Annotated in this window: 19 protein-coding genes and 1 pseudogene; 12 read left to right on the top strand and 8 right to left on the bottom strand. The window is 71.8% G+C overall.

From position 1 onward, the window contains the following. Window positions 1-621 precede the first annotated feature (621 nt). The 3 genes from ACZ7EG_RS03600 to ACZ7EG_RS03590 form a co-directional block, all read right to left on the bottom strand. On the bottom strand, window positions 622-2,871 hold the full coding sequence (locus ACZ7EG_RS03600) for a heavy metal translocating P-type ATPase (RefSeq protein ID WP_471071639.1): 2,250 nt from the start codon (window positions 2,869-2,871) through the stop codon (window positions 622-624). Window positions 2,872-3,019: 148 nt separating this feature from the next. Beyond that, entirely contained in the window at window positions 3,020-3,259 is a 240-nt protein-coding gene (locus tag ACZ7EG_RS03595; RefSeq protein ID WP_053671716.1) for a heavy-metal-associated domain-containing protein, read from the bottom strand. Between the two features lie 70 nt (window positions 3,260-3,329). Continuing rightward, window positions 3,330-4,007 carry a TetR/AcrR family transcriptional regulator gene (locus ACZ7EG_RS03590; protein ID WP_471071635.1) on the bottom strand — a complete coding sequence of 226 codons (678 nt, stop codon included), beginning with the start codon at window positions 4,005-4,007 and terminating at the stop codon, window positions 3,330-3,332. 160 nt (window positions 4,008-4,167) lie between these two features. On the opposite strand from ACZ7EG_RS03590, the gene ACZ7EG_RS03585 reads away from it, so the two are divergent. Together ACZ7EG_RS03585 and ACZ7EG_RS03580 are read left to right on the top strand one after the other, a co-directional pair. Continuing rightward, window positions 4,168-6,375: an MMPL family transporter gene (locus tag ACZ7EG_RS03585; RefSeq protein WP_471071632.1), complete on the top strand. Its 2,208-nt coding sequence runs from the start codon at window positions 4,168-4,170 to the stop codon at window positions 6,373-6,375. Window positions 6,376-6,453: 78 nt separating this feature from the next. Further along, complete coding sequence (locus ACZ7EG_RS03580; protein ID WP_471071629.1) at window positions 6,454-7,497, top strand: zinc-dependent alcohol dehydrogenase family protein; 1,044 nt, start codon at window positions 6,454-6,456, stop codon at window positions 7,495-7,497. Between the two features lie 58 nt (window positions 7,498-7,555). On the opposite strand, the gene ACZ7EG_RS03575 is transcribed toward ACZ7EG_RS03580, so the two are convergent. Continuing rightward, on the bottom strand, window positions 7,556-7,756 hold the full coding sequence (locus tag ACZ7EG_RS03575; protein WP_104779857.1) for a helix-turn-helix transcriptional regulator: 201 nt from the start codon (window positions 7,754-7,756) through the stop codon (window positions 7,556-7,558). 451 nt (window positions 7,757-8,207) lie between these two features. Here ACZ7EG_RS03575 and iolC point away from each other — a divergent pair, with 451 nt between their 5' ends. The 6 genes and pseudogenes from iolC to ACZ7EG_RS03545 all read left to right on the top strand — a co-directional run bounded on the left by iolC (window position 8,208) and on the right by ACZ7EG_RS03545 (window position 14,457). After that, window positions 8,208-9,158 carry a 5-dehydro-2-deoxygluconokinase gene (gene iolC / locus ACZ7EG_RS03570; protein WP_471071625.1) on the top strand — a complete coding sequence of 317 codons (951 nt, stop codon included), beginning with the start codon at window positions 8,208-8,210 and terminating at the stop codon, window positions 9,156-9,158. Then, window positions 9,155-10,045 carry a Cgl0159 family (beta/alpha)8-fold protein gene (locus tag ACZ7EG_RS03565; RefSeq protein ID WP_471071622.1) on the top strand — a complete coding sequence of 297 codons (891 nt, stop codon included), beginning with the start codon at window positions 9,155-9,157 and terminating at the stop codon, window positions 10,043-10,045. The genes iolC and ACZ7EG_RS03565 overlap by 4 nt, the downstream gene beginning before the upstream one ends. Before the next feature lie 64 nt (window positions 10,046-10,109). Continuing rightward, a pseudogene (locus tag ACZ7EG_RS03560) lies at window positions 10,110-10,238 on the top strand (5-deoxy-glucuronate isomerase); the annotation flags it as partial. A 71-nt stretch (window positions 10,239-10,309) separates the two neighbouring features. Further along, a complete protein-coding gene (gene iolD, locus ACZ7EG_RS03555; protein WP_471071619.1) occupies window positions 10,310-12,193 on the top strand; it encodes a 3D-(3,5/4)-trihydroxycyclohexane-1,2-dione acylhydrolase (decyclizing) in 1,884 nt (627 codons plus the stop codon). A 14-nt stretch (window positions 12,194-12,207) separates the two neighbouring features. Further along, window positions 12,208-13,710, top strand: a complete 1,503-nt coding sequence (mmsA, locus tag ACZ7EG_RS03550; RefSeq protein WP_471071616.1) for a CoA-acylating methylmalonate-semialdehyde dehydrogenase — start codon at window positions 12,208-12,210, stop codon at window positions 13,708-13,710. 54 nt (window positions 13,711-13,764) lie between these two features. Then, window positions 13,765-14,457 (top strand): GOLPH3/VPS74 family protein, encoded by a 693-nt coding sequence (locus ACZ7EG_RS03545; RefSeq protein ID WP_471071613.1) that lies wholly within the window; start codon window positions 13,765-13,767, stop codon window positions 14,455-14,457. A gap of 101 nt (window positions 14,458-14,558) precedes the next feature. Here ACZ7EG_RS03545 and ACZ7EG_RS03540 read toward each other — a convergent pair whose 3' ends face one another. From ACZ7EG_RS03540 to ACZ7EG_RS03530, 3 genes are read right to left on the bottom strand one after another with little or no spacing between them, the layout of a single operon-like run. Continuing rightward, entirely contained in the window at window positions 14,559-14,948 is a 390-nt protein-coding gene (locus ACZ7EG_RS03540) for a hypothetical protein (protein WP_471071610.1), read from the bottom strand. Then, entirely contained in the window at window positions 14,933-16,117 is a 1,185-nt protein-coding gene (locus tag ACZ7EG_RS03535) for a phosphotransferase family protein (protein WP_471071607.1), read from the bottom strand. The genes ACZ7EG_RS03540 and ACZ7EG_RS03535 overlap by 16 nt, the downstream gene beginning before the upstream one ends. Then, window positions 16,110-17,099: an LLM class flavin-dependent oxidoreductase gene (locus ACZ7EG_RS03530; RefSeq protein WP_471071604.1), complete on the bottom strand. Its 990-nt coding sequence runs from the start codon at window positions 17,097-17,099 to the stop codon at window positions 16,110-16,112. Before ACZ7EG_RS03530 ends, ACZ7EG_RS03535 begins: the two co-directional genes overlap by 8 nt. A gap of 95 nt (window positions 17,100-17,194) precedes the next feature. On the opposite strand from ACZ7EG_RS03530, the gene ACZ7EG_RS03525 reads away from it, so the two are divergent. Together ACZ7EG_RS03525 and ACZ7EG_RS03520 are read left to right on the top strand one after the other, a co-directional pair. Then, on the top strand, window positions 17,195-17,467 hold the full coding sequence (locus ACZ7EG_RS03525; RefSeq protein WP_471071601.1) for a helix-turn-helix transcriptional regulator: 273 nt from the start codon (window positions 17,195-17,197) through the stop codon (window positions 17,465-17,467). Continuing rightward, window positions 17,464-17,931 (top strand): hypothetical protein, encoded by a 468-nt coding sequence (locus ACZ7EG_RS03520; RefSeq protein ID WP_471071598.1) that lies wholly within the window; start codon window positions 17,464-17,466, stop codon window positions 17,929-17,931. The genes ACZ7EG_RS03525 and ACZ7EG_RS03520 overlap by 4 nt, the downstream gene beginning before the upstream one ends. 103 nt (window positions 17,932-18,034) lie before the next feature. On the opposite strand, the gene ACZ7EG_RS03515 is transcribed toward ACZ7EG_RS03520, so the two are convergent. Continuing rightward, complete coding sequence (locus ACZ7EG_RS03515) at window positions 18,035-18,214, bottom strand: hypothetical protein (protein WP_159030605.1); 180 nt, start codon at window positions 18,212-18,214, stop codon at window positions 18,035-18,037. A 180-nt stretch (window positions 18,215-18,394) separates the two neighbouring features. On the opposite strand from ACZ7EG_RS03515, the gene ACZ7EG_RS03510 reads away from it, so the two are divergent. Then, window positions 18,395-19,720, top strand: coding sequence for a M16 family metallopeptidase (locus ACZ7EG_RS03510; protein WP_471071595.1), 1,326 nt, complete (start codon window positions 18,395-18,397; stop codon window positions 19,718-19,720). Next, window positions 19,717-21,066, top strand: a complete 1,350-nt coding sequence (locus tag ACZ7EG_RS03505; RefSeq protein ID WP_471071592.1) for a M16 family metallopeptidase — start codon at window positions 19,717-19,719, stop codon at window positions 21,064-21,066. Before ACZ7EG_RS03510 ends, ACZ7EG_RS03505 begins: the two co-directional genes overlap by 4 nt. The last annotated feature ends 80 nt before the right edge of the window (window positions 21,067-21,146 follow it).

The following is a 21,146-nucleotide window of genomic DNA, read 5'->3' as shown; positions in this document are numbered from 1 at the left end:
GCGGGGGCCTTCGCGTTGGGCTTCCGCGTGATCTCTCACGGGATTTCTTACGCAATGAAGAAGGCGCCCCGGCGTCGGTCCCCCCACGGGCCGACGACCAGGGCGCCTTCCCAGTCCCGGTTCGGATTCCCCCCACGGGATCCGGCCGGGCGTCTGTGAGGACAGCGCCTGAATCGCTGTTGAGCAGAACGAGCAGAACTCGCCGTACTTCTGTGAGGTGCGATCTGCCGGGACAGCGCACGCCCGGGAGGGCCGCTCAAAGCTTCCCGGTGTACGTGCCCCGGCAACGCTCCCCCGTGCTCACAACTCCGTTGCAGCAGGGAGGTACCCCCACCTGGGGAAGTCCCCCAAGACATCCCCAGATGCCAGGTGCGCCCCCCAAGACGCTCCCTGACATCGTCAACTTAGACCTTCGAACCCCTTAGATGGTTACGTTCACATCACTGTGATCTGCGTCTCTTGCATATGTCCATTAGATGCGCAAGAGCCCGGATATCCCGTCCGAGACCCAAGCGTAAGGATGATGCGCGAGCCTTGTGAAGAGCTTATGTGAGCCGGGCTCGGGACTCCAGAGGGGTTCAAATCACGTTCGCCGTGAACTTAGGTGGAATTCGGACTACTTCACCGAAATGTCCGCAGTCGCAGACTGTTCGTGACGACGAAGACCGACGAGAAGGCCATCGCCGCCCCCGCGATCATCGGGTTCAGCAGGCCCGCGGCGGCCAGCGGCAGCGCGGCCACGTTGTAGCCGAAGGCCCACACCAGGTTGCCCTTGATCGTGGCCAGGGTCCGGCGGGACAGCCGGATCGCGTCCGCGGCCACCCGCAGATCGCCGCGGACCAGCGTCAGATCACCCGCCTCGATCGCCGCGTCCGTCCCGGTGCCCAGAGCCAGACCCAGATCGGCGGCGGCGAGCGCGGCCGCGTCGTTGACGCCGTCGCCCACCATCGCGACGACCCGCCCCTCGGCCTGCAGTCGTCGTACCGCGGCGACCTTGTCCTCGGGCAGGACCTCGGCCACCACCTGCTCGATCCCCACGGCCGCGGCCACCGTCGCGGCCACCGTCCGGTTGTCCCCGGTCAGCAGCACCGGCGTGAGCCCCAGCGCGCGCAGTTCCCGCACGGCCTCGGCGCTGGTCTCCTTGACCGCGTCCGCCACGGCCAGCACGGCCTGCGCCGTCCCGTCCCAGCCGGCCAGGACGGCCGTACGCCCGGCCCGCTCGGCCTCGTCCCGCGCGCGGGCCAGCTCCGGCGGAACATCGTCGAAGAGCCGCCCCACGGCGACGTCCCGGCCCTCCACGCGCCCGAGTGCGCCCCGCCCGGGGACGTTCTCGAACCCTTCGACGTCCGGGAGCGGCCCGGCGCTCTCCTCGGCGCCCCGCGCGATCGCCCGGGCCACCGGGTGCTCGGAGGCGTGCTCGACGGCGCCCGCCAGCCGCAGCACTTCCTTCTCGTCGGTGCCCTCGGCGACGTGCACCTCCTGGAGGGTCATCCGGCCGGTGGTGACCGTGCCGGTCTTGTCCAGGACGACGGTGTCCACCCGGCGCGTGGACTCCAGGACCTCCGGGCCCTTGATGAGGATGCCGAGCTGCGCGCCCCGGCCCGTGCCGACCATCAGCGCGGTCGGGGTGGCCAGGCCCAGCGCGCACGGGCAGGCGATGATCAGGACCGCGACGGCCGCCGTGAACGCGGCGACGCCGTCCCCGGTCAGCCCGAGCCAGGCCCCGGCCGTCGCCACCGCGATCAGCAGCACCACCGGCACGAAGATTCCGGAGACCCGGTCGGCGAGCCGTTGCACCTCGGCCTTGCCGTTCTGCGCGTCCTCCACCAGCTTCGCCATCCGCGCGAGCCGGGTGTCGGCGCCGACCCGGGTGGCCTCGACGACCAGCCGGCCGCCCGCGTTGACCGTCGCGCCGGTGACCGTGTCCCCGGCCGTCACATCCACCGGCACCGACTCGCCGGTCAGCATCGAGGCGTCGACCGCGGAGGTCCCCTCGACGACCGTGCCGTCGGTGGCGATCTTCTCCCCGGGCCGTACGACGAACCGGTCGCCGACGGCCAGCCGCTGCGCCGGGATCCGCACCTCGCGCCCGTCCCGCAGCACGGCCACGTCCTTGGCGCCCAGTTCCATCAGCGCCCTGAGCGCGGCTCCCGCGCGGCGCTTGGAGCGGGCCTCCAGCCAGCGGCCCAGCAGGATGAAGGCGGTGACGCCGGAGGCGACCTCCAGGTAGACCGAGGAGGCGCCGTCCCCGCGCGAGACCGTCAACTCGAACGGGTGCCGCATGCCCGGCATGCCCGCGTCGCCGAGGAACAGTGCCCACAGGGACCAGCCGAACGCGGCGAGCGTGCCCAGGGAGACCAGCGTGTCCATGGTGGCGGCGCCGTGCCGGGCGTTCGTCCAGGCGGCCCGGTGGAAGGGCAGCCCGCCCCAGACGACGACCGGTGCGGCGAGCGTGAGCGAGAGCCACTGCCAGTTGTCGAACTGCAGGGCCGGGACCATCGCCGGCAGGACGACGGGCAGGGCGAGGGCGGCGGAGACGGTGAGGCGCCGCCGGAGGGCCGAGAGCTCGGTGTCCTCCTCGGTGTCCTCCTCGGTGTCGGACGTCTCCTCCCGCGGGGGCGCGGGCTCTTCGGCGGTGTAGCCGGTCTTCACCACGGTGGCGATCAGATCGGCGACCTCGGTGCCCTCGGGGTACGCGACCCGTGCTTTCTCCGTCGCGTAGTTGACCGTGGCCGTGACGCCGTCCATGCGATTGAGCTTCTTCTCGACGCGGGCCGCACAGGAGGCGCAGGTCATCCCGCCGATGAGCAGCTCGACCTCGGCGAGCGCGGGCTCCCGGCCGGTCGGCGCCTTGGCGGTGGTGCTGGTCATGTCCTCACTCCTGGAGATGCGGGGCGCCCCGCACGCGGAACGGGCCGTACGGGCCGTACGGGCCGGGGCGGCGGCGTACGGCCCGTACACGGGTACGAGTGCCAGGCCCGGCGCGTCTCAGACCTGCCGGCCGCCGGACCCGGGTGACTCAGGCCCGGCCGGCCAGTTCGAAGCCGGCCTCGTCGACGGCGGCGCGCACGGCCTCGTCGTCGATCGGGGCCGCGGAGACGACGGTGACCTCGCCGGTCTTGGCGACGGCCGTCACCGAGCTCACCCCGGAGATCTGGGAGATCTCGCCGGAGACCGCGCCCTCGCAGTGTCCGCAGCTCATGCCGCTCACCTTGAAGACGGTGGTGACGGGGCCCGTGGTGTCGGTCTGGGCGGTCATGTCGTTACTCCTCGCAGAGGCATGTGGGGCTGTGGGGTCCGCTGGGGGATCCGTACCGGCAACTGTACCCCTAGGGGGTATCAACGCACGAAGCCCCCGCCAGCGGTTGCAGGTATCGCAGAAGGGCTTCCTTGAGCTCCTGGACGTACGCCTCCCGCTCGGCGCCCTCGTGGGCCAGGATCAGCTCCAGGCCGGCCTTGTAGATGCCGACGCACATCTGGGCGGTGCGGGTCACGGCCGGGCTGGACGCGTCGGGGACGAACGGGGCGAGGAGCGCCTCGACCCGGGCGACGAGGGTGGTGTGCAGCGCGTCGTGTTCCTCGGCGATACGGCCCGGGATGTCGGGCCCGTGCATCAGCGCGAAGAAGGCGGGGTGGCGGCCGTTGAACTCGATGAAGCGGTCGACGGCCCCGGTGATCACCTCCTCCAGCGGGGTCGAGGCGGGATCGATCGGGGTCAGGACCTCGTCGTACGACTGCCGCATCTCGTGCATGAGCCGGCTGCCCAGCTCGATCGCGATCGCTTCCTTGTTCGGAAAGAACTGGTACAGCGTGCCCGGTGAGACGCCCGCCTCGCGGGCGATGGCGTTGGTGCTCGCGGCCGTGTAGCCCGTCGTGGAGAAGACCGCGGCGGCGGCCTCGAGCAGCTGGGTGATGCGGCGCTCGCCGCGGGCCTGGCGGCGGCGCGGCCGGTCTTCGGCCGCCGCCGCCGTCGTCTCGGTTCCGGCTTTCTCGGGCTTCTCGGGCACGCCTTATCCCCAGGTCTGATCACGTGATTGACAAACGCGAGCGGTCACTCGCATTCTGGATCCTGGAATGCGAGCGATCTCTCGTGTTTGTCGGTCCATGGCAGCTCCATGCTGTCAGGCTGCGCCTGGACACGGGTCTCGGTGAAGGGGACACCGCACGATGACCGAAGTCAACACACCACCGCGCGTCGGGGGCTGGACCCGTTTCGTCACCGCCCGGCCCAGACTGTCGCTGCTGGTGGCGCTGGTGCTCACCACGCTCGCGGTGCTGGCCGGCAGCGGCGTCGCCGACCGGCTCGGCGCCGGTGGCTGGGAGGACCCGGCCGCCGAGTCCACATACGCGACCAAGGCCCTGGAGCGCGAGTTCCCCGGCTCCCAGCCCAACTTCCTGCTCCTGCTCGACGCGGGCGACACCTCGGTCGACGACCCGGCCGTCGCCGCCGAGGCCCAGCGGCTCACCGAGCGGCTGGCGAGCGAGCGGGGCGTCACCGGCATCGGCTCCTACTGGCAGTCCCGCGCCGCGGCCCTGCGCTCGCAGGACGGTCACAAGGCACTGATCGCCGCCCGCATCACCGGCGACGAGAAGACCGCCGGCGAGACCCTGGAGCGCATCGCGCCCCACTACCGCGGCGTGCACGGCCCGGCGAAGGTCACGGTCGGCGGCCCGGTCGCCGTGCGGCACGAGATGCAGACGATCATCCAGGAGGACCTGACCCGGGCCGAGCTCATCGCCCTGCCGGTGACGCTCGTCCTGCTGGTGATGGTCTTCGGCAGTGCCGTCGCGGCCCTGCTGCCGCTCGGCATCGGCATCGTCGCCATCCTCGGGACCAACGCGATCCTGCGCGGCCTCACCGAACTCACCGACGTGTCCGTGTTCGCGATCAACCTCACCACGGCACTCGGACTCGGCCTCGCCATCGACTACGCCCTGTTCATCGTCCGCCGCTTCCGCGAGGAACTGTCGACGGGTGCCGAACCCCTGACGGCGATCGGCACCACCCTGCGCACAGCAGGCCGCACCGTGCTGTTCTCCGCCCTCACGGTCGCGGTGTCGCTGGCCGCGATGCTGGTCTTCCCGCAGTACTTCCTGCGGTCGTTCGCCTACGCCGGGATCGCCGTCGTCCTGCTGGCCGCGGCGGCCGCGCTGATCCTGCTCCCGGCCGCGCTGATACTGCTCGGGCACCGGATCAACTCCTGGGACCTGCGCCGTGTGTTCCGGCGGGGCCACCGGCCGGAGCCGGCCGGGGAACAGGGCGGTGCCTGGGCGCGTACGGCGACGCTCGTCATGCGGCGCGCCCCGGTCTTCGCGCTGGGCACCACGGCCGTCCTCGTCCTGCTCGGACTGCCCTTCCTGGGCGTGAAGTTCGGCACCGCGGACGACCGTCAGCTTCCCTCGGCCTCCGAGTCCCATGTCGTGCAGCAGCACATCCGGGAGGGCTTCCCGGGCAGCCCCGGCGGCGGCCTCGAAGTGCTGGCCGAGGGGCGTGCGACCGAGGCCCAGTACGGCGCCTACAAGGAGCGGATCGCCCGGCTCCCCGAGGTCGCACGGGTGGACGGGCCGCTGGTGAAGGGTGACTCCGCGTACTTCACGGTACTGCCGAAGGGGGAGGCGGTCGGCGATCCGGCGCAGCGTCTCGTCGGTGAACTGCGCGAGCTCCGAGCCCCCTTCGACACCGAGGTGACCGGCACGGCGGCCGTCCTGGTCGACTCCAAGGACGCCATAGCGGAGCGCCTGCCCCTCGCGGCCGTCTTCATCACGATCGTCACCCTGCTCCTGGTCTTCCTCCTCACGGGCAGCGTGCTCATTCCGATCCAGGCGGTCGTGCTGAACGCGCTCAGTCTGACGGCCATGTTCGGCGCGGTCGTCTGGGTCTTCCAGGACGGCCACCTCTCCGGACTGCTCGGCTTCACCAGCCCCGGATCCATCGAGACGACCCTGCCGGTCCTGATGTTCTGCGTGGCCTTCGGCCTGTCCATGGACTACGGGGTGTTCCTGCTCTCCCGTGTCAAGGAGGAGTACGACCACACCGGCGACCACGACCGGGCCGTCCGCCACGGCCTCCAGCGCACCGGCGGGCTGATCACCGCGGCGGCGGTCATCCTGGCCGTGGTCATGGTCGCGATAGGCACCTCCCGGGTGACCAACACCAAGATGCTCGGCCTGGGCATCGCCCTGGCGGTCCTGATGGACGCGATGATCGTCCGCAGCCTCCTGGTCCCCGCGGTCATGCGCCTCACGGGCCGCGCCACCTGGTGGGCCCCGGGCCCCCTGCGCCGCTTCCACGAGCGCTTCGGCCTGACCGAGGGGGAGCCGGCGCCGGCGGGGGAGCCGGTACCGGCACGGGACAAGGCCGGGGCCCGGGGCTAGCGTTCCCCCGAGTCGCGACCGACGGGGGCGCGAGGGCGGTCGGCGGTCCCGGAGACGAACGGAAAGGCGGGTGGGTCCATGCGGGCCGTGGTGTTCGAGCGGTACGGGGAGACGGCCGAGGTACGGGAGGTCGCGGACCCGGAGCCCGCGCAGCACGGGGTCGTCGTACGGGTCGAGGCCACCGGTCTGTGCCGCAGCGACTGGCACGGCTGGCAGGGCCACGACCCGGACATCGCCCTGCCGCACGTGCCCGGGCACGAACTGGCCGGGGTCGTCGAGGCCGTAGGCGCCCGGGTGACCGGATGGCGGCCCGGCGACCGGGTCACCGTGCCGTTCATCTGTGCCTGCGGCACCTGCCCGTCCTGCGCGGCGGGCGACCACCAGGTGTGCGAGCGCCAGACCCAGCCCGGCTTCACCCACTGGGGATCTTTCGCCCAGTACGTGGCGCTGGACCACGCCGACGTGAACCTCGTGGCACTGCCCGGGGAGCTGTCCTTCGCGACGGCGGCCTCGCTGGGCTGCCGGTTCGCCACGGCGTACCGGGCGGTGGTGCAGCAGGGCCGGGTCGCGGCGGGGGAGTGGGTCGTGGTGCACGGGTGCGGCGGGGTCGGACTCTCCGCCGTGATGATCGCGGCGGCGTCGGGCGCGCGGGTGGTGGCCGTCGACGTGTCGGACCAGGCCCTGGAGCTGGCGCGGAACTTCGGGGCCGCACAGTGCCTGGACGCCACGTCCGTGCCGGACACCGCGGCGGCCGTCCGGGACCTCACCGGCGGCGGCGCCCACCTCTCGCTCGACGCCCTCGGCTCACCCGGCACCTGCGCGGCCTCCGTGAACGGCCTGCGCCGCCGCGGCCGGCACGTCCAGGTCGGCCTGCTGCCCTCGCCGGACGGCACGACACCCGTGCCGATGGCCCGCGCGATCGCCCTTGAGCTCGAACTCCTCGGCAGCCATGGCATGGCCGCGCACAGCTACCCGCCGATGCTGGAACTGGTCCGCAGCGGTGTGCTGCGCCCCGACCTGCTGGTGACGTCGACGATCGCGTTGGAGGAGGTCCCGGCCGCGCTGGCGGCGATGGGGACGGCGCCGGGAGCGGGGGCGACGGTCATCGAGCCGTGGAGCTGACGCGCCGGCGGACGACCGTGCCCCACGCGAGGGTGCGGCACGAAGGCGCAAGGGCCGGTCAGTCGGTTCTTCGGCCGCGGTTGCCGGGCCTGGAGGCGACCCAGGCCCGGACCGTGTCGGCGTACCAGTAGGGCTTGCCGCCCTCGACATGGTCGGGCGGGGGCAGCAGCCCGTGTTTTCGATAGGACCGCACGGTGTCCGGCTGCACCCGGATGTGCGCCGCGATCTCCTTGTACGACCAGAGTCTTCGGTCGGTCATGACGTGCACCCTCCCCGCGCGCACCACGGCGGCGGCCGTGGACGGCCGTCCGGGGGAGCCGGGCGCTGCGCTGGCGATCAACAAGCCTGTGTCCGGTCAACGACGCCCGGTGATACCGGGCAGGGCCTGTGCGCCGGGTGTGACGGAAGACCCGCGTACACGTGACATGTGTGACAGAGGAGGGGCGTTTGTGACACATCCGGGGCAAAGACGCGCGCCGTAACGGCGGCGGGGTGTCTTGACGTTCCACTCGGGTCCGATCGCCGGCCGACCGGAGAGGCGGGCCGCGACGGAGAGCTGAAGACTCGGACCGTGAGGTCGCGGGTGCCGCAGGGGCGCCGCCACGGGGAAAGCGCTGTCATGATCTGGTCCGAATGTCCGGACAAAACATTGACAGGGCGTCGAGAGGGGGCTACAAAGCCGGGGAGAGCCGAGCATCGAGGGGACACCGATGACGTACGACCTGATCACCATGGGGCGGATCGGAGTGGATCTGTATCCGCTGCAGACCGGCGTCCCGCTGCCGCAGGTCACGTCCTTCGGCAAGTTCCTCGGCGGTTCGGCGAGCAACGTCGCGGTCGCGGCGGCCCGTCTGGGACGGCGGACGGCGGTGATCACCCGCACCGGCGACGACCCCTTCGGCACCTATCTCCACCAGGCCCTGAGGGACTTCGGCGTGGACGACCGCTGGGTCACCCCGGTCCCCGGCCTGCCCACCCCGGTCACCTTCTGCGAGGTCTTCCCGCCGGACGACTTCCCGCTGTACTTCTACCGCCGGCCCAAGGCCCCCGACCTGGAGATCGACGCCCACGAGCTCGACCTCGACGCCGTCCGTGACGCCCGGGTCTTCTGGGTCACGGGCACGGGCCTGAGCGAGGAGCCCAGCCGTACGGCGACCCTCGCGGCCCTCGCCCACCGCGCCAAGTCCGGCACGACGGTCTTCGACCTCGACTGGCGCCCGATGTTCTGGAGCGACCCCGACGCGGCCCGCCCCTTCTACGCGGAGGCACTGCGGCACACCACCGTCGCCGTCGGCAACCTCGACGAGGTGGAGGTTGCGACAGGCGTGCGCGAACCCCACGCCGCCGCCCGTGCGCTCCTCGACGCGGGCGTCGAACTCGCCGTCGTCAAGCAGGGCCCCAAGGGCGTCCTCGCCGTGAACCGCGAGGGTGAGAGCGCCGAAGTCCCGCCGCTGCCGGTGAACGTCCTCAACGGACTCGGCGCCGGCGACGCCTTCGGCGGCTCCCTGGTCCACGGCCTGCTGGCCGGCTGGGACCTGGAGAAGACCATGCGGCACGCCAACGCCGCCGGGGCCATCGTCGCCTCCCGCCTGGAGTGCTCCTCCGCGATGCCCACCCCGGACGAGATCGAGGCGGCCGTCACCGCGGGGGCCGTCCGGTGACCGTCGACATCTCCGAACTCGTCAACCTGCGCAGCCACCGCCCGGAGGCGATCGCCGAGGCCGCCGCCCGCCGTACCCGCCGGCCGCTGCTGGCCACGAGCGGCCGCCTGATGATCGTCGCCGCCGACCACCCGGCACGCGGCGCCCTCGGAGCCGGCGGCCGCAGCATGGCCATGGCCAACCGCGCCGACCTCCTCGAACGCCTCTGTCTGGCCCTGTCCCGCCCGGGCGTCGACGGCGTCCTCGCCACCGCCGACATCCTCGACGACCTGCTCCTGCTCGGCGCCCTCGACGGCAAGGTCGTCCTCGGCTCGATGAACCGCGGCGGCCTCCAGGGCGCGCGCTTCGAACTCGACGACCGCTTCACCGGCCACCGCCCCGAGGACATCGAGCGCCTGGGCTTCGACGCGGGCAAGCTGCTCCTGCGCATCGACTACGACGACCCGGGCTCCCTCACCACGATGGAGTCCACCGCCCGCGCGATCGACGACATGGCCGCGCGTCGGCTCCCCGTCTTCGTCGAGCCGTTCCTCAGCCACCGCACCTGCGAGGGCAAGGTCAGGAACGACCTCTCCGCCGAGGCCGTCACCAAGTCGATCGCCATCGCCTCGGGCCTGGGCGGCACTTCCGCCTACACCTGGCTGAAGGTGCCGGTCACCGACAACCCCGACGACATGGCCGAGGTCATGGCGACCTCCACCCTTCCCGCCGTCCTGCTCGGCGGAGAGGTCGGGGGCTCCCCCGAGGAGCAGGCCGGGGCGTACGAGAAGTGGCGTGGCGCCCTGCGACTGCCCACCGTGCGCGGGCTGGTGGTCGGCCGCTCGCTGCTGTATCCGGCGGACGGCGATGTGGCCGCCGCCGTGGACACCGCCGTCGGACTGCTGTGAGGGCTGCGCCATGACCACCCACACCTTCACCACGGGCGACAGCACAGAACACCGAGCGTTCCCCCTCCCGGGCAGGTCCCGGGTCCAGATCGCCTCCGGCGCGGGAAGCCGCTTTGCTTTGGCAGGAGCGAAGAGCGAGCGACAACTCCCCGCCCGCTACGGCCCCGCGCCGGAGGTCTCCGAGGACAGGCGTACGCGGCCTCGTCCGGTGAACGCCCGGTGCGGGCGTCGCGTATCCGTGACCACCCAGAGGGAGGGACACCGATGACCTCGACGACGAGGCTGACGGTCGCACAGGCGCTCGTGCGCTTCCTGTCGGCCCAGTACACCGAACGCGACGGCGTCCGGCAGCGGCTCATCGGCGCCACCTGGGGCATCTTCGGCCACGGCAACGTCGCCGGCATCGGCCAGGCCCTCCTCGAACACGCCGAGCAGATGCCGTACCACCAAGGCCGCAACGAACAGGCCATGGTGCACGCGGCGGTCGGCTACGCCCGCCAGTCGAACCGCCTGTCCACGCACGCGGTGACGACCTCCATCGGCCCCGGCGCCACCAACCTCGTCACCGGCGCCGCCCTCGCGACCATCAACCACCTGCCGGTGCTGCTCCTGCCCGGTGACATCTTCGCCGGCCGCCCCGCCGACCCGGTCCTCCAGCAGCTCGAAGTCCCGTACGCGGGCGACGTGTCGGTCAACGACTGCCTGCGCCCGGTCTCCAGGTACTTCGACCGGATCACCCGCCCCGAAGCCCTGCTCCCCTCGGCGCTGAACGCGATGCGCGTCCTCACCGACCCCGTCGAGACCGGCGCCGTCACCCTCGCCCTGCCCCAGGACGTGCAGGCCGAGGCGTACGACTGGCCGGAGGAGTTCTTCGCCGAGCGCGTCTGGACCGTACGGCGCCCCGGCGCCGACCCGACGGAACTGGCCGAGGCGGTACGGATCGTCCGTTCGGCGAAGAGGCCCCTGGTCATCGCGGGCGGCGGCGTCCACCACAGCCGCGCCGAGGACGCCCTCGCCGAGTTCGCCGACACCACCGGCATACCGGTCGCCTCCACCCAGGCCGGCAAGGGCTCCCTGCGCCACGACCACCCCCAGGACGTCGGCGGCGTCGGCCACACCGGCACCGCCACCGCGGACGAACTCGCCCGCACCGCCGACCTGGTGATCGGCGTCGGCACCCGCTACACCGACTTCACCACCGCCTCCGGCACGCTGTTCGGCAACCCGGACGTCCGGTTCCTCAACCTCAACATCGCGCCCTACGACGGCCACAAGCTCGCCGGGCAGCCCCTGGTCGCCGACGCCCGTAGCGGCCTGCAGGAGCTGACCGAGGCCCTCCGGATGCACGCGCACCGGGTCGCCGCCGCCTACGCCACCGAGTACACCGAGGACAAGGAACGCTGGGAGCAGCGCGTCGACGCCTGCTACGAGGTCGACGAACCGGACACCCGCCCGACCCAGCCCCAGGTCCTCGGCGCCCTGGACGAGATCGTCGACGCCTCGGACATCCTGATCAACGCCGCCGGCTCCCTCCCCGGTGACCTGCACAAACTGTGGCGGACCCGGTCGCGCGACCAGTACCACCTGGAGTACGGCTACTCCTGCATGGGTTACGAGATACCGGCCGCCATCGGCGTCAAGATGGCCGCCCCGGACCGGCCCGTGTGGGCGCTGGTCGGCGACGGCACGTACCTGATGATGCCGACGGAGATCGTGACGGCCGTGCAGGAGGGCATCGCGATCAAGGTCCTGATCGTCCAGAACCACGGCTACGCCTCCATCGGCGGCCTGTCCGAGTCGGTGGGCGGCGAGCGGTTCGGCACCGCCTACCGCTACCCGGCCGAGGACGGCTCGTACACCGGGCCGCCACTGCCCGTCGACCTCGCCGCCAACGCGGCCAGCCTCGGCATGCGCGTCCTGCGCGCGAAGACCGTCCGGGACCTGCGGGAGGCCCTCGCCGAGGCCCGGGCGGCCGACACTCCCACATGTGTCTACGTCGAGACCCAAACGGCAGACACAGTGTCGGGCGCGCCTCCCGCGCAGGCCTGGTGGGATGTACCTGTGGCCGAGACCGCGACACGGCCGTCCGCGGTCAAGGCACGTGAGCTGTACGAACGGCACGTCTCCACCCGACGCCGCCATCTGTGAAGGAGTTCCCGGCCATGACGAAGATCGTCAACCACTGGATCGGCGGCAAGACCGTCGAAGGCGCCTCGGGCACGCATGGGCCGGTCACCGATCCGGCGACCGGCGAGGTGACGACGAAGGTCGCGTTCGCCTCGGTCGACGAGGTGGACGCGGCGGTCGCCGCCGCCAAGGAGGCCTACCTGACCTGGGGCCAGTCCTCGCTGGCCCAGCGCACGTCGATCCTGTTCGCGTTCCGCGCCCTGCTGGACGCCAACCGGGACGCGATCGCCGAGCTGATCACCGCCGAGCACGGCAAGGTCCATTCCGACGCCCTCGGAGAGGTCGCACGCGGCCTGGAGATCGTCGACCTGGCCTGCGGCATCAGCGTGCAGCTGAAGGGCGAGCTGTCCACGCAGGTCGCCAGCCGCGTCGACGTCTCCTCGATCCGCCAGCCGCTCGGCGTCGTCGCGGGCATCACCCCGTTCAACTTCCCGGCGATGGTGCCGATGTGGATGTTCCCCCTCGCCATCGCGTGCGGCAACACCTTCGTGCTGAAGCCGTCGGAGAAGGACCCGTCGGCCTCCATCAAGATCGCCGAACTGCTCGCCGAGGCGGGCCTGCCCGACGGTGTCTTCAACGTCGTCCACGGCGACAAGGTGGCCGTCGACCGGCTGCTGGAGCACCCGGACGTCAAGGCCGTCTCCTTCGTAGGCTCGACCCCGATCGCCCGCTACATCCACACCACGGCCTCCGCGAACGGCAAGCGTGTCCAGGCCCTCGGCGGCGCCAAGAACCACATGCTGGTGCTGCCCGACGCCGACCTCGACGCGGCCGCCGACGCCGCCGTCTCGGCCGCCTACGGCTCCGCCGGTGAGCGCTGCATGGCCATCTCCGCGGTCGTCGCCGTCGGCTCGATCGGCGACGAGCTGGTGGAGAAGATCCGCGAGCGCGCAGAGAAGATCAAGATCGGCCCGGGCAACGACCCGGCCTCCGAGATGGGCCCGCTCATCACCAAGGTCCACCGCGACAAGGTCGCCTCCTACGTCGAGGGCGCCGCCGCCGAGGGCTGCGAGGTCGTCCTGGACGGCACCGGCTTCACCGTCGACGGCTTCGAGGACGGCCACTGGATCGGCATCTCGCTGCTCGACAAGGTGCCCACGTCCGCCAAGGCCTACCAGGACGAGATCTTCGGCCCGGTGCTGACCGTGCTGCGCACCGAGACCTACGAGGAGGCCCTGGACCTGATCAACGCCTCCCCGTTCGGCAACGGCACCGCGATCTTCACCCGGGACGGCGGCGCGGCCCGCCGCTTCCAGCTGGAGGTCGAGGCCGGCATGGTCGGCATCAACGTCCCGATCCCGGTCCCCGTGGGCTACCACTCCTTCGGCGGCTGGAAGGACTCGCTCTTCGGCGACCACCACATCTACGGCAACGACGGCACGCACTTCTACACCCGCGGCAAGGTCGTCACCACCCGCTGGCCGGACCCGGCCGACGCCCCGGCGGGCGTGGACCTGGGCTTCCCGCGCAACCACTGACCGCTACCGGCCACTCCTTCGCCGGGTGAGCGGTCGATCACGGAGACTGTGGGCATGCACACACCGATGCACCCCCCCACGGAAACCCCGACGACTCTGGGCGAGCAGCTCGTGCTTCTCTCGCTGGACGACGAGTCCGGCGCGGCGAAGGAGTCGGCGAAGGTGGCGCCGGCGGTCTCCGCTGCCTTGCTGGTGGAGCTGGCGCTGGCCGGCCGGATCGATGTGACCGACGACAAGGTGACGGTCGTCGACGCCACGCCGCTGGGTGACCCCGCCCTGGACACGGCACTCGCCGACATCGCCGGCAGGGACAGGCCGGGCAGAACCAGGGACTGGATCACCCGGCTGAAGACGGACGCGACCGCCTGGGCGAACCGGGGCCTGATCGAGAAGGGTCTGGTCCGGGAGGAGAAGAAGAAGGTGCTCGGCCTCTTCTCCGTGCGCCGCTATCCCGAGGCGGACGGTTCGGCGGAGGCGGCGGTACGGCAGCGGCTCGACGCGGCCGTCCTTCGAGGAGCGGCGCCGGACGAGCGTACGGCGTCCCTGGTCGCCCTGCTGCACGGCGCGAAGCTGCACCGGCTGGCCTTCCCGGACTCCGATGCGCGCGCGGTCCGGGAGGCCATGGAGGCCATTTCCCACGGCCAGTGGTCCGCGACGGCGGTGCGCCAGGTCGTGCGGGCGGCGGAGGAGGCGCTGGCGGTGATCGTCGCCGTGACGGCGACGACGACGATCGCCGCCGGCAGCTGACCCCAGCGGTCGGCGGAGAGCCGGCAACGGGCAGCCGCCGGCCCCTCCCCGGTCTCCGGGGAGGGGCCGGCGCGGCTTTGGACCGGCGTGGGCCCGTCTCGTCACACGTACTGAATGGGGCTGCAGTCCGTGTGCTGCGTGTCGCGGCAGATCTTCACCCAGGTCGTCCCCAGGCCGCCCGGCTTCTGGAAGCGGACCGGGACGGAACCTGCGCCGCACTGCGTGCCCATCTTGAACGGTGGTCCCACGGTCAGGTCCACCGTCCACTGGATCCAGAGCGTGTAGCACCCGGAGCCGGTGTTGCGGAGTTCTCCCTCGACGGCGGTGTCAGGCCACAGCCCTCCCGAGTCCACTGACTGGGTCGTTCCCGAGGCGGAGGCCGTCGCGTGGGAGACGGACCACCCCTCGGCCGCGTGGGCGGTCGTGCCGTGGGCGCAGAGCGCCAGGGCGAGCAGCGCGGCGCCCGCCAGGGATTTCATCGTGCGTGACATGGGTCCGATCCCTTCTGATGTGCCGGAATTCCCGGGGACGTCTCCGAAAGGGCGCCCCCGGCGGACGACCGTGGCGCGGGCCAGCGAAGGCAGGGAGTGCCGTCCTCGCTGAGTGCTTCCGCCAGCAGGTCGCAGTAGTGGCGCAGGTCCTCGTGCCAGCCGACGAACGACGCGAAGTCCCGCATGTGGACGGCCAGCCGGAGGGTGGCCGCGCGTGCGGTGCCCGGCGGGACGGCGGCGGTGCCGTCGCCGCCGGTGTAACCGCGGAGCAGAGCGTGGGCCGCGGCCGGGTAGTCCACCCGCGGGCCCTTTCCGGCGGAGCCGAGGCCCCGGGCGGCGGCGGCGCGCAGTTCGTGCAACTCGCCGAGGGTCCAGCCGAGATCGAGGGCCGGGTCGCCTCCGGTGACCTCTTCGCCGGTGAGCAGGGCGGTGTGGCCACCGGCAGTGGAGGGGACCAGCCAGCCGGTGCTGGGCGCTCCGTGCAGCAGGACCGTGCCGCCTCCGGGTGGCGCGTCCGCGGCCCCGGACCAGTCCGTCAGCCGGGCCCACAGGGAGGGACCGAGCCGGGTACGGGCCAGCGTGCGCAGCCGGGACGTTCCTGGAGCGTCCTCCTCCCCGGAGAGCCAGGCCATGAGCCGTCGCACTCCGGGGTGGGGCGGTCGTTCCGGGAGGTCCCACGGCTCCTGGTGCAGCCTTCGCAGGGTCCTGCCCAGATCGGCCAGCGCGTCGACCGAGAGCCGGAAGGCGGTGTCGTCTCCGGAGGGCAGCAGCCGTGCCACCGAGACGGCGCCGGGCACGCGGTAGAGCACGCCCGAGCCCGCCAGGGGCGCCCCGTCCCGTGCGCAGCCGACGGCCGGTTCGCCCAGGGCGAGCCGGGCGCCGCGCGGAGCTTCGGCGGTGCTGCGGGTCCCGGCCGCGGCCGTACCGACGGCGCTGTCGACGCGGCGCAGTGCCGCGCCGGCCTCCGCCGGGGGAAGGCGCTGTGGAGCGGTGTGGGCCGGTCCCGGGGCGCGCAGCCAGCTGAATCCCGCGGCTCCGTGGTAGCGCACGGTGATCCGCAGATAGCGCGTCCCGTACTCGCGTACGGTGACCGGCTCCGTGTCGGGAGGCTGCCCCGTGTCCGGCGGCCCCGCGGGCGCTGCCGGCTCGGAAGCGACCGGCTCAGCCACCGTTCCGCCGCCCGACCGCCTCGATGATCTCCCGGGTGTCCCGCAACGCCGCTGACTGGCCCTCGGTGAACAGCACTCCGGCGCAGTTGAGAATCACCTCGTCCACGCCGGCGTTCCGGTACTTCTCCAGCTCCGCGGCGATGTGGTCGGCCGAGCCGTACAGGTACGTGCCACTGTCCACCAGGGCGGCGGCACCGGCCACCGGGTCCGCCGGATCGACGGGCACGCCGGCCCGGCGCAGCATGTCCGTGTAGTGCTCCATGGTGAGGTGCCCGGAGGCAGCCGTGTGAGCGAGCACGTGCGGGTCCCTGCCTTCGCGCTCCACCGCGACATGGACGACGGTCGCGACCCGGCAGCGGGTGTCCCTGTCCCTGTCCTTGGCCCCTTCCTCCAGGGCGGGCAGCAGCGTCTCGGCGATGTACCCGGGCGGGGTCATCCAGGTGATGGCGACGTCGGCGACACCGCCGGCGGTCCGGGCCATGTTGGGGCGCAGCACGCCCACGCCGACCTCCACGTGCGGATGCTCCATGGGGATCAACCGGCCCTGCAACTGGTGGTAGTCGCCCGCGTGGTCGACGATCTCCCCGTCGAGCAGGGCCCGAACGGTGCGCAGGTATTCGGCGGCCATCGTGCGCGGGCTGGCGAACGGGCGTCCGTTGAGGCTGCGGACGAACGCCGTCGAGCCGACGCCGTAGCCGGCCACCACCGGCAGGCCGGTCAGCAGGGCGAGCGAGCGGGCCTGGAGGGCGGCCTCGTACGGATGGCGCAGCGGCATCAGGGTCACGCTGAGGCCGACGGGGACGCGTATGCCGGCGCCGGCGAGGTGGGCGAACGCCTGGTGGGCCTCCACCTTGAGCGACTGACCTGTCCACAGGCGGCGCACTCCGGTGTCGCGGACCAGCTCGGTGTGGGGCCGCAGGGAGTCCGGGGTCTCCGGCATGTTCGGCACGAGCACGCTCGGGAGCACGTTGTCGGCGGTCACGGCTGGACACCTTCCTTATGTCGCTGGTGCTCTGACATCTGCCGGAGCTGTTGCTGTTCCTTGACGAACTGTTGTGTTTCTACTACGTTTTTTCCATGAGCCCAGTGAGTCATCGCGAGGGAATGCAGATCTACAACCAGCTGAGAGTGCTCCGCGCCGAGCGGGGCCTCAGTCGCGTCGCGCTGGCCGGGCTGGTGGAGGTGCACCCGCAGACCATCGGTGCCATCGAGCGGGGTGACTACTTCCCGAGTCTCGACCTGGCGTTCCGGCTCAGCGACGTGTTCGAGCTTCCGGTGGAAGCGATCTTCAACCGCAAGCCCTTCGCCCCTCTCTCCGCCCAGCTGTACAACAAGGAGGACCGCTCGTGAGCCGCCAAGGTGTCAACGGGACGACGGATCTGACGCGCAGTCCCATGCGTCCGGTGGCGCTCTCCCTCTGCGTGCTGAGCGCGGTCATGGTGGTGCTGTCACTCATCTCGGACGGCAACGCGTTCTCCGACTCGTGGTGGCTCGTGGCCTTCGTGCTCTGGCTGCTGCTGTGGGGGGTGCTGCGCTCGATGACCCGCGGAGTGGCCGAACGGCCCCAGGCGGGACTGGACGAACGCGAACGCGGGCTGCGCGACCAGGTCTCCTTCATCGGCTACCAGTGCGCGGTCGGCGCCGGCATGGCCGTGGTGCTGCTCATGGTCGTCTTCCAGAACCAGCCGGACATGATCGAACGGATGCCCGCGCTGCTGACGACCCTCATGCTGACCGCGTCCGCCGTGCCCTCCGTCATCCTGGGAATGTCCGGCGTGGGCGTCGAGGACGCCGACGCGGACGAGGACGAGTGATTCGACCGGCGTGGAGCGGGAATCAGGGTCTCGTGCGACAGGGCGGGTGCCCACCGATTGCGGCGGTGGGCACCCGCCCCTTTTTCTCAGCGGGTCACGCGGTTCAGCAGGAGTGGTCGAAGGTGTTGTCGACCGAGACGGCCGAAACGGCGGACGCGGCGGAGATGCACGCCTGCGACGAGGTGGTGATCGTGATGGTGGCGGCCGGGGCCTCCACCGCGGGAACGATCTCGTCGGCGGCGGCGTAGGTGGAGTAACCGCTGATGAGGGACTGGGTGTTCATGTCGACTCCCGTGTTCTCGGATTTCTGACGGTGACCGGACCGGCGATTTCGGCAACCGCGTTCCGGCCGTGGCAGAACCATTCCTCGAACGGTGCCGTGATGGCAACGGAGTTGACCGCATGCGGACACTGTCCGCAATCGGTCAACGTCCCCTGTTGAACCGGTACTTGACCCGGTCCTATGCTCGCCGGGATGAGCCGAGATCAGCTGCATCGCTTGGTATTGGACAATGGCCTTCGGGTGTTGCTGGCACCGAATCCCGTGGGCGCTTCGATCGGTGTTGCTGTGCACTACCGCGTCGGTTTCCGCACGGAACCCGAAGGCCGTACGGGCCTGGCGCATCTCTTCGAGCACCTCATGTTCCGCGGGGGCAGGGGCGCCGAGCCCGAGGGTTATCTGCCACGGGTACAGCGTGCCGGCGGTTTCGGCGACGCCCGGACCCGCCAGGACGTGACGGTTTATTATGCCGCCGGACCCAGCTCCGCACTGGAAATGCTGCTCGCGCTCGAAGCGGACCGAATGCGCTCGCCCTGTATTTCCGCGGGGAACCTCCGCACACAGATCGCGGTGATCGACGAGGAGATCCGGCTCATGGTCCGCAATCGCCCGTACGGAACTCATCCCTGGGCACTGCCGCGGGCCCTGCACCGGCGCCCGGAGAACGTCAGGGACGGCTACGGCGAAACCGTCGACCTCGCCGCCTTCGACATCGCGTTGTGCGAAAGGTTCTTCGCCGATCACTACGGTCCCGGAAATGCCGTGGTGACCATCACCGGCGCCTTCGACCGCCACACGGCGGAACGTCTTGCACGCCGGTACTTCGAGGACCTGCCGGCGCGTCCGACGGTGCGGTCGCCCGATCATCCTGAGCCGGCGCCGGAGGAGGAGCGGCGGCTGACGGTCGTCGACCCGCACGCCGGTTCACCCGCCGTGGCGGTGGGTTACCGGATGCCGGACCCGGTCACCGAGCGTGCCGACTACCTCGCGCACCTCGTCCTGGCGGCGCTGCTCGGACAGGGCAGACACGCCCTGCTGCGCCGAGGTCCCACCGCGGCCGCGGGGGCGTCGAGCCTCTCGGTGGGCTGCGGTCTCTTCGGGCTGCCCCTGGACACGGTGGGGCCGGATCTGCTGACGCTGTTCGCCGTGCACGAGCACGAGCGAGGCGCCGAGCACGTCCTGGACGCGCTCGACGGCACGCTGGAAGCGCTGGCGACGAACGAGGCCGCTGCCGGGCAGCTGCGTGCCACGACCGCCCGCTGGGCCGCCGGGGCGATGCGCGACCTCGGTGATCCGGGCACCCGGGCACAGTTGCTCGGCCTGCGCGAGACGCTCTTCGGCGAGGCAGAGCTGACCCATGCGCTGCCGGAGCTCGTACGCGCCGGCGTGACCGGCGAACAGGTGAGCCGGGCGGCCGCCCGGCTCAGGTCCTCCCACCGGGCGGTCGTGCGCTTCGTGCCAGGGCGCCAGGCCGTGCCGCGGGACATCGCACGGGAGAGGACGGCATGACCGGCGGTGCGGCGACAACACCTTTCGGGTACGGCGGCCGGCCGGAGGCGGGCGTCGCGCGGGGGCGGCTGCCGCTGCCCGATGCCGACCTCACCCTCGGCAACGGACTGCGCGTGGTGGTGTGTTCGGCTCCCGTCGTCCCTCTGGTGGAGATCCGGCTCACCGTGCCCTACGCCGCCACGGCACCCGGGGAGGTGGCGCACTGCCAGCTGCTGGCCGAGCTCCTGCTGCGCGGCACGGCCCACCGGAGCGCCGACGACCACGACGCGGCACTGGCCGCACACGGCGCCACCCTGGACGCCTCCGCGGACGCCCGCAAGCTCACCGTCACCGGTCACACCATGGCCGACGGCCTGCCCGCCGTACTCGCCCTGCTGGCCGAAGCCGTCGTCGGGCCCCCGCTGACCGAGGAAGCCGTCGCCCACGAACGCGAACGGCTGGCACGCCGCATACGGTTGGCCACCCACCAGCCGGCGGCGCTCGCACAGCACGCACTGCTGCGGCGGAGGTACGGCGAGGAGCGAGCCGCCCGCTGGCAGCCGACGCCCGAACAGGCCGCCGCCTGCACGCGGGAGGACCTGGCTCGACTGCACGCGCGGCATCTGGGCGCCAGGAGCGCGGTGCTCGTGCTGGTCGGAGACCTGGAGCCGGAGGAAACCCTGGCCTCGGTCACCGAGCTGTTCGAGGCGTGGGAGCCCGGGCCCGAAGGCGACGTACCCGAGGTGCCGCCCTGGTTCCCGGGCGGGCCCCTGCGGCAGGTGGACCGGCCCGGGGCCGTCCAGAGCGTGATACGGCTGGCCGCCCCCGCCCTGCCGCGAACGGACCCGGGCTACCCGGCCCTGCACCTGGCCCAGTTGGTCTTCGGCGGGTCCTTCGCCTCGCGGCTGGTCACGCGCCTGCGCGAGGACAAGGGGTACGCCTACCAGCTCGGTTCGGGTGTGGAGTCGGTGCCGGGGGCATCGACGCTGATGGTCGAGGCCGACACCGCTGCCGAGCACACCGTCGCGGCTCTCGCGGTGATCAGGGAAGAGCTGGAGCGCATGGCCGCCGATCCGCCCTCGGCGCGGGAGATCGATGCCGCCAGGAGTTACGCGGTCGGTTCCACCGCGACGGCGATGTCGTCACCGGGAGCCTTGGCGTCCGGGCTGGCGAACCTGCTGCATGTCGGGGTCGGTGCCGACTGGTTGCACCACTGGGGGCCAATGCTGGACGGCGTGTCCCGCGACCAGGTCGGCGAGGCGGCCCGCCGGTTCTTCCGGCCCGCCGGTTTCACCGGGGTCGTCGTCGCCGACGAGACGGCGGTGGCGCCCCTGCGCAGGGGCACCACCGGCGAACTGAGCTTCTGACGGCCCGAGGGGCTGTGCTTCCGAGTGACCACTCGGAAGCACAGCCCCTCGGGGTGAGCCGATCGGGCGGGTCAGCCCCG

The sequence above is a fragment of the Streptomyces sp. NPDC037100 genome, assembly GCF_055606225.1.
Note: the sequence above shows the minus strand (reverse complement) of the source record. Positions and strands in the feature narration are given on the sequence as shown.

What these genes read in the sequence shown, in the direction of transcription:
- mmsA (WP_471071616.1), top strand. Translation starts at nt 12,208, where the DNA reads ATGACGAAGATCGTCAACCACTGGATCGGCGGCAAGACCGTCGAAGGC.
- ACZ7EG_RS03595 (WP_053671716.1), bottom strand. Translation starts at nt 3,259, where the DNA reads ATGACCGCCCAGACCGACACCACGGGCCCCGTCACCACCGTCTTCAAG.
- ACZ7EG_RS03600 (WP_471071639.1), bottom strand. Translation starts at nt 2,871, where the DNA reads ATGACCAGCACCACCGCCAAGGCGCCGACCGGCCGGGAGCCCGCGCTC.
- ACZ7EG_RS03510 (WP_471071595.1), top strand. Translation starts at nt 18,395, where the DNA reads ATGCTCGCCGGGATGAGCCGAGATCAGCTGCATCGCTTGGTATTGGAC.
- ACZ7EG_RS03540 (WP_471071610.1), bottom strand. Translation starts at nt 14,948, where the DNA reads ATGTCACGCACGATGAAATCCCTGGCGGGCGCCGCGCTGCTCGCCCTG.
- ACZ7EG_RS03515 (WP_159030605.1), bottom strand. Translation starts at nt 18,214, where the DNA reads ATGAACACCCAGTCCCTCATCAGCGGTTACTCCACCTACGCCGCCGCC.
- ACZ7EG_RS03525 (WP_471071601.1), top strand. Translation starts at nt 17,195, where the DNA reads ATGAGCCCAGTGAGTCATCGCGAGGGAATGCAGATCTACAACCAGCTG.
- ACZ7EG_RS03580 (WP_471071629.1), top strand. Translation starts at nt 6,454, where the DNA reads ATGCGGGCCGTGGTGTTCGAGCGGTACGGGGAGACGGCCGAGGTACGG.
- ACZ7EG_RS03545 (WP_471071613.1), top strand. Translation starts at nt 13,765, where the DNA reads ATGCACACACCGATGCACCCCCCCACGGAAACCCCGACGACTCTGGGC.
- iolD (WP_471071619.1), top strand. Translation starts at nt 10,310, where the DNA reads ATGACCTCGACGACGAGGCTGACGGTCGCACAGGCGCTCGTGCGCTTC.
- iolC (WP_471071625.1), top strand. Translation starts at nt 8,208, where the DNA reads ATGACGTACGACCTGATCACCATGGGGCGGATCGGAGTGGATCTGTAT.
- ACZ7EG_RS03575 (WP_104779857.1), bottom strand. Translation starts at nt 7,756, where the DNA reads ATGACCGACCGAAGACTCTGGTCGTACAAGGAGATCGCGGCGCACATC.
- ACZ7EG_RS03585 (WP_471071632.1), top strand. Translation starts at nt 4,168, where the DNA reads ATGACCGAAGTCAACACACCACCGCGCGTCGGGGGCTGGACCCGTTTC.
- ACZ7EG_RS03505 (WP_471071592.1), top strand. Translation starts at nt 19,717, where the DNA reads ATGACCGGCGGTGCGGCGACAACACCTTTCGGGTACGGCGGCCGGCCG.